This window comes from Deltaproteobacteria bacterium (assembly GCA_003696105.1).
In the GTDB taxonomy this organism is placed as follows: Bacteria; Myxococcota_A; Polyangia; order Haliangiales; family J016; genus J016.
Map to the genome: position 1 here is coordinate 1 of RFGE01000373.1, position 6,476 is coordinate 6,476.

The 6,476-nt window shown below is 70.9% G+C and carries 7 protein-coding genes; 3 read left to right on the top strand and 4 right to left on the bottom strand.

Annotation, left to right across the window (positions count from 1 at the left end; translation table 11 throughout):
- Together D6689_22840 and D6689_22845 are read right to left on the bottom strand one after the other, a co-directional pair.
- Positions 1-242 (bottom strand): pentapeptide repeat-containing protein (locus D6689_22840; GenBank protein RMH36241.1); only part of this gene is annotated, 242 nt, incomplete at its 3' end.
- Positions 200-1,399 (bottom strand): Hsp70 family protein, encoded by a 1,200-nt coding sequence (locus D6689_22845; GenBank protein RMH36235.1) that lies wholly within the window; start codon positions 1,397-1,399, stop codon positions 200-202. The genes D6689_22845 and D6689_22840, both read right to left, overlap by 43 nt.
- A gap of 125 nt (positions 1,400-1,524) precedes the next feature.
- Between D6689_22845 and D6689_22850 the strand changes: the two genes are divergently transcribed.
- The 3 genes from D6689_22850 to D6689_22860 are packed head-to-tail and all read left to right on the top strand — an operon-like array spanning position 1,525 to position 3,486.
- The gene (locus D6689_22850; GenBank protein ID RMH36236.1) at positions 1,525-2,031 is read left to right on the top strand and encodes a hypothetical protein; all 507 of its coding nucleotides are present in this window, start codon (positions 1,525-1,527) and stop codon (positions 2,029-2,031) included.
- The gene (locus D6689_22855; protein ID RMH36237.1) at positions 2,021-2,602 is read left to right on the top strand and encodes a hypothetical protein; all 582 of its coding nucleotides are present in this window, start codon (positions 2,021-2,023) and stop codon (positions 2,600-2,602) included. Before D6689_22850 ends, D6689_22855 begins: the two co-directional genes overlap by 11 nt.
- The gene (locus tag D6689_22860) at positions 2,599-3,486 is read left to right on the top strand and encodes an HDOD domain-containing protein (GenBank protein RMH36238.1); all 888 of its coding nucleotides are present in this window, start codon (positions 2,599-2,601) and stop codon (positions 3,484-3,486) included. Before D6689_22855 ends, D6689_22860 begins: the two co-directional genes overlap by 4 nt.
- Before the next feature lie 111 nt (positions 3,487-3,597).
- Here the strand turns inward: D6689_22860 and D6689_22865 are convergent, their stop codons facing one another.
- A complete protein-coding gene (locus D6689_22865) occupies positions 3,598-5,046 on the bottom strand; it encodes a hybrid sensor histidine kinase/response regulator (protein RMH36239.1) in 1,449 nt (482 codons plus the stop codon).
- A gap of 76 nt (positions 5,047-5,122) precedes the next feature.
- Positions 5,123-6,370 carry a PAS domain-containing sensor histidine kinase gene (locus D6689_22870; GenBank protein RMH36240.1) on the bottom strand — a complete coding sequence of 416 codons (1,248 nt, stop codon included), beginning with the start codon at positions 6,368-6,370 and terminating at the stop codon, positions 5,123-5,125.
- Between the last annotated feature and the right edge of the window lie 106 nt (positions 6,371-6,476).

Genomic DNA, 6,476 nt, shown 5'->3' on the forward strand with positions numbered 1-6,476 from the left:
CCGGTGAGCCGCGCGCGGTCGAGGCAGGCGCCCGCCAGTTTGGCCCCCGTCAAGTTCGCGCCGGACAGATCCGCGCCCGACAGGTCCGCTCCCGACAGGTCGCGGCCCGACAGGTCCGCACCCGACAGGTCGGCTCGCGCGAGCTGCGCCCCGGGCCCCACGTCCGGGGCGGCCGGCTCAACCGCGCGGACGGCCGCGGTCACGGCGCTGCCCCCGCGGGCAGACGCGGCACCTGCGTGCACACCTGCGTGCCCTGACCCGTCTGCAGTGCCGCGCCGACCGCGACCGCGACGTCCGCATGCTCGGTCGACCGCAGCGGCTTGCCAAAGTACTCGCCGATGATCCGGCGGACGATCGGCATCAGCGTGCTGCCACCGATCAACAATACCTCGTCGATGTCGTCGGGCGTGCGGCGGGCGCGCGCGAGCGCGCGGTCGAGCACCGGCACCATGCGGCGGGCGATCTTCGCCCACCTCGGCTCGATCCACGCGCGGTCGATGCCGAGCCGCAAATCGTGTCGCTGCCCGTTGGCAACGAATGCATCGTTCATCACCAGCGACGCCCGCGTCGCCGTCGACAGCTGGCGCTTGACCGACTCCGCCCGCCACAACAGCTCCTGCCACTTGACGACGTCCCGGTGCAGATCGACCCGGCGCGCCTGATACAGGTGGCCGGCCACCGCCTCGGCCAGCTCCTCGTCGAAGTCGACCCCGCCGAGCAGGTCGTCGCCGTCGATCGCCAGGCACTCGAAATGCAGGCCGTCCTGCGTGATGATCGTGACGTCGAAGGTGCCGCCGCCGAAATCGCACACGGCAAGCCGGCGCAACGCGGTGGTCTCGTGCATGCCGTGGGCGAGACACCCGGCGACGGGCTCCGGCACGAACTGCTGCACCGCGAGGCCGGCGAACTGGGCCGCCTGCTTGAGCGCCTGGCAATACGCCGGCGACGCCGTGGCCGGGACGGTGACGACGGCTCGGCGCACGGCTGCGCCGAACCGCAGCTCCGCGAGCTGCCTGATGTGGCGCAGCACCTCTCCCGCAACCTGCTGCGGCGCGTACTGGCGGCCGCGCACGTCGAGCAGCGCCATGTCGTCGGGACCGCTCGCGATCGCGTAGGCGACGCCCGCGTCGAGCCGGCGCACCTCGCGCTCGTGCACGTGGCGTCCGAGCAACCGTTTGATCGCTGTGATCGTCGCCGCCGGGTCGCGAAGGATCTGATGAAGCGCACGCCGGCCGACCAAGGGCTCGCTGCGCTCGGGGATGTATACGGCACACGGGATCGCGCGCTCGCCCTCATCCACCACGAAGTGCAGCTTGCCGCCGACGAACCCGCAGGCGGAGACCGTACTCATGCCGAAGTCGATGCCGAGTACGACCTCCCGGTTGGAGCCGGGTTGCATACTGGTTCATTCGACCACGCGATGGAAATCTTGACGGCCGCCGCTGCGATCTCTGACGGAATCTGCCGCAACTGCACGACGTCGCGTGTTCGCACGGTGGAACGTGGCTTGCAATCCACCGGCGCGTGGTCCGCCTTGCGCGCTTCATCTGTGTCGCCCTGGTCGCGGTGGCGGCGCCGGCGTCGGCCGGCGAGCCGGCGCTCACGCGGATCGAGGCCAACGTCGCGGGCGGCGTGTCGGTCGGCGGCGGCAGCGGCGCCAGCGCGACGAAGGTGGCGGCGTACACCGTGGGAGCGATCATCGATCACGCCATCGTCGCCGACCCGTGGGTCACCGCGCAGGCGGGTGTCTTCTTCGAGGGCGGCGACCGAGCCGGGGTCGGCGTGCGCGCCGGCGTGCGGGTCCACCCGGCTGGGACGCGCACGCGCTTCGGCGCCGCGATCGTCTCGGTCGTCGCGCCGTACACGTTTGCAGGCGTGGCGGCGAGCGCCGGTTATTGCTGGCCGTTCGGCGGCATCGCGGCGTGCGCCGACGTGGAGGGCGGCGCCTTCGCGCTCGGCGACGACCTCGCCGAAGGTACGGTCGCCGCCCAGCTTCAACTCGTGCTCGGAATGCGATTCGATGTGTTTTGAAGTCGCCGCCCTGTGCGCCGCGCTGGCCCTGTGTAGTCTCGGGTGCGGCGACGTGTGCACGCGCAACAGTGATTGCGCGGTCGGCTTCGTCTGTTCGGTGTCCGGAACGTGCGGCCCTGCGCCGGTGGACGCGAGCGCCGGGGATGGCGCCACGTCGACCGATGGGGGCGACCTCGCCGACGCCGGCGTGACGAGCGATGGCGGCGACCTCGCCGACGCCGGCGCGACGACCGATGGCGGCGACCTCGCCGACGCCGGCGACGGCGGCCCGGACGGCGGCGGTGCACCGATCATCGGTATCGATCTGCGCGACGCCGCCGCCCCCGTTGTCGATTTTCCGCCGACGGACGCGGGACGTGTGGACGCTTCGTCGCCCATGGACGCGTCCGTACCGTCACCGGATGCTCCGGCCGCGCCGGACGCAAGCTTGCCCACCCCGGACGCGAGTCCGCCGGCCGACGCGCCGCCGGCCGATGCCGGCTACCGTCCCGACGCGTCCCCGCCGGATGCCGGCGGGCTCCCGTTCGCCCCTCTTCGCCCGGATCACAAACCGCTGGAGCGACTGCCGTGAGCCCCAACAGCAAGAGCGTCGACGACATTCTCGCCAAGGTGGACAACCTGCCGACCCTGCCGCTGGTCGCGATGCAGGTCGGCGAACTCGTCAACGATCCGCGGTCCACCGTGGCCAAGGTCGCCCAGGTAATGCGGCGCGACCCGAGCCTGAGCGCCAAGGTGCTGCGCCTGGTGAACTCGTCGTACTACGCGATCCCCGGGGGCGTGTCCGACGTCGGCCGGGCCATCTCTTTCGTCGGGTTCAACAGCCTCTACCAGTTGGTGCTGAGCGTGTCGGTCATGCAGGCGTTGCGCACGCCGGCGGGCAGCCAGTTCGACGCCGGTGGGTTGTGGCTCCACTCGCTGGCTGTCGGGGCCTGCGCGGAGGTGCTGGCCAACCACATCGGCCACAAAGATCCCGGCACGTGCTTCACGGCCGGGCTGTTGCACGACATCGGCAAGATCGCGCTCGCGATCGCCGACACGGACCGGTTCGGAGAGGCGATCGACCGGGCCAGCGCCAATGGCATGCCGATGGCATCGGCCGAGCAGGAGGTGGGCTTGCCGCCGCACGACCGCGTCGGCAGCCGCCTCGCCAAGCGGTGGAAGTTTCCGCAGGAGTTGCTGCTGCCGATCGAGCACCACCACACTCATGCAAGCCCGGACTTGCGGCGCCGCGTCGGCAAGAACACGCTCGCGATCGTCGACATCGTCGCGGTCGCCGATCGGCTGTGCCGGACGTTCGCGCTCGGCAACAGCGGTTCGCCGGCCCCAGAGGAGCCGGCCGACGACGCGCTCGCGACCATCGGCCTCGGACCGCTCGACGTCGACACGATCTACAGCGAGCTGATGCGCCGGCTCGAACAGTCCAAGACGTTCCTGCAGCTAGTGGACGCCGCGTAGGCGCGGCCGCACGCCGCCGCCCGAGCCGCCGCATCCGCCGCGACCGGCCGGCGACCGCGACGCCCACGGCCGGCGCGCGATTGCCGATCGCCGCGCGCGAGGCTGCGCGCCCTACGCGACGACCTTCGGCAGGGACACGACGAACCGCGCGCCGCGCCCCTCCGCGCGCTCGTAGCGCAACTCGCCGCCGTGGTCTTGCACGATCTCGGCGCTGATCGCCAGGCCGAGACCGGAGCCGATGTCGTCCGCCTTGGTGGTGAAAAAGGGCTCGAACAGGTTGGGGATGTGCTCCTCGGGCACGCCGGGGCCGTCGTCGGTCACCGAGATCTCCACGCTGTCGTCGGAGTCGACCACGTCGACGTCGATGAAGCCACCCTGGGGCGACACGTCGGCCGCGTTGCGGATCAAATTGACGAGCACTTGCAGAAACAGCGGCTCGTTGACCTCGAGGGATACCGCGGGCAGCTCGCCGTGGCGCACGGTCGCGCGGGACCGCGTGTAGCCCTTGGTGAGGGCGATCGACGACTGGACGAGTTCGGCGACGTCGCACCGGCGATGGCCGACGTTTTGCGAGCGCACGAACCGGCGCATGGCCTCGAACAGGTCGCGGATACGGCGCGTCGTGTGATCCATGTCGTCGAGCGCGCGCAGCACGTCGGGGAACGCGGCCAGATCGTCGCGCATGTCCTCCAGTTCGAACTGCGACGCTTGCAGGCACAGCACGAGCGACGCGAGCTCGTGAACGAGGGACGCGGTCATCGCGCCGAGCGTTGCGCGCCGCGACACGTCGGTGAGGCGTGCGCGCGCGCTCGCGTTCGACGCCGCACGGCGAGCGAGCCGCGTCGCGCGGTCTTCGGTCGCCCACCGCTGTGCCTGTTTGACGAGAAATAGCGCGATCTCCTTGGCGAGGTCACCCTGGCCGACGGCGCGAACGCGCACCGACTGATCCGCCGCGATCGGTTCATCGACCGCCCAGTCGGCGTCGTGCTCGTCGCTGTCCGGCAGGGCGCCGGCCAGACGCCTGCTCGCGCCGGCCACATCGATCCACACCTCGCAGCCGAGGACGCCCTCCACCTGCCGCATCCGGCGCACGAGGATCGTCGCCGCCTCCTCGTACCCGTCGGCACCAGCCAGTTCGTCCGAGATGCCGGCCACCGCGAGCGCATCGGCCACGGTGCTCGCCAACCTGCGGCGCGTGTCTCGAAACTCGAAGGCGCGGCGTAGCGTAACCTCGAGCGCGTCGTGCCAGGGCTTGGCGACCTTGAACGGCGCGTCCGGGCGCGTCGTCGCCACGCGGGCCTTGTCGTCGAGGTAGCCGGTCAGCAGGATTCGGATGACATCCGGATTGAGCTCCTTCGCGCGGTCCAGCACCTCGATGCCGTCCATTCCCGGCATGCGCAGGTCGGAGATGACCGCGTCGTATTGCGTCCGCGCGAGCTTTTCCACCGCCTCCTCACCGGAGGCGGCGGCGTCGACGGCAAACAGATCGCCGAGTTCGTCGACCAAAGACTCCCGGACGACCTCGTCGTCATCCACGATCAGAATACGCTGTCGTTGCATCGTCTACTCCCAAGAACGCCCGTTGGATCCACTGGGTCGCGCGCACCGCCGCGGTGCCGTCGGGCCGGTGCGCCGGTCACGTCGTCGCCTCCGCGCGCGGCGCGTCGCGGCCGCCGCCACGATTCGGATCGGCATCCCCGTCGCGCGGCGAGCGCGCCGGAAACGACGCCTCGAATGCGGCGCCGGATTCGCACGGGATCAGCCGAAGGTCGCCTCCGCACTGCTTGGCAAGCCGCTGCGCGACGGACAGGCCGAGGCCGGTGCCGTCGCGGCGGCCCGACACGAACGGCTCGAACACGCGGTCGCGAATGGCCTCCGGCACGCCCGGCCCCGTATCGCGAACGATCAGGCGCCCGGCGTCCTCGCCGGCCTGCAGGACGAGGGTCAACGTCCCCCGGTCCGCCATGGCGTTGAGCGCGTTTTCGATCAGGTTGCCGAGGATGTGATGCACCGCGTCGGGCGGCGCGACGATCGGCGCGTGGTCGTCGCCTTCGCGGATCACCTCGACGGACGCCATACGCGGTTCGAACAAGGACAGCGCGACGTCGACCTCGTGCGCGAGGTCCATCTCGCGCGGATCGGACTCGAGCTGGCCGGCCTTGTGGGCTGCCCGCACCGACGCCACGATCTGCTCCATGCGCCCGGTGGCTCGGCGCGCGCGATCGAAATACGGAGCGAGCATTTCGGTGAGCTCGGCGTCGCCGCGGTCTCGAACGATCTTTTCGATGCGCCGCAGGGTGCTCGACAGCGCGGCCATCGGGTTGTTGATGCTGTGAGCGACCCCGGCGCTGAACTCACCGATCGCCGCGCGGCGCGCCGCGAGCGCAAGCTGGCCGCCGAGTGCGATCAGCTCCTGGTTGCGCTGCTCGAGGCGCTCCTGGGTGGCTCGCAGCCGTGCGACGACGCGCTCGAGTTCGGCGTGAGCGGCGTACAGCGCGGAGTGTTTGGCGATCAGCTCGCGCTCGAGCAACAAGCGCTCCGTGTGGTCCGTCGCCACACACGCGGCCAACGCACCGCGGGCCGGATGGTCCAGGTGAGTGACGTGCAGGGTCGCGAACAACGGGTAGCCGTCTTCGCGCCGCATCGCGACCTCCTCGTGCAGGCCCGGTCGCGTCAAGACGCGGTCGGCCGCCGCCGGGTCGTCGAACACCTCGGCCACCGGAGCGCCCACGAGGTCGTCGCGATCTCGGCCGACGAGCTGCGCCGCGGCGACGTTGGCCGCGACGATCACGCGCGTGTCGCGGTGGACGGCGAACACCGCCTGCGCGCCCTGCTGGTACAGGACGCCGAACACGTCGGCTTCCAGGGACGCATCACGGTGCATCGCAGGTTGATTCGACCGTGGCGCGCAACCCTTCAGTCCTCGCGTTCCGGGTCATTGATGACCTGGCGGGTCAGCCATGACCCATGCCTCCGGGTCGCAAACGACC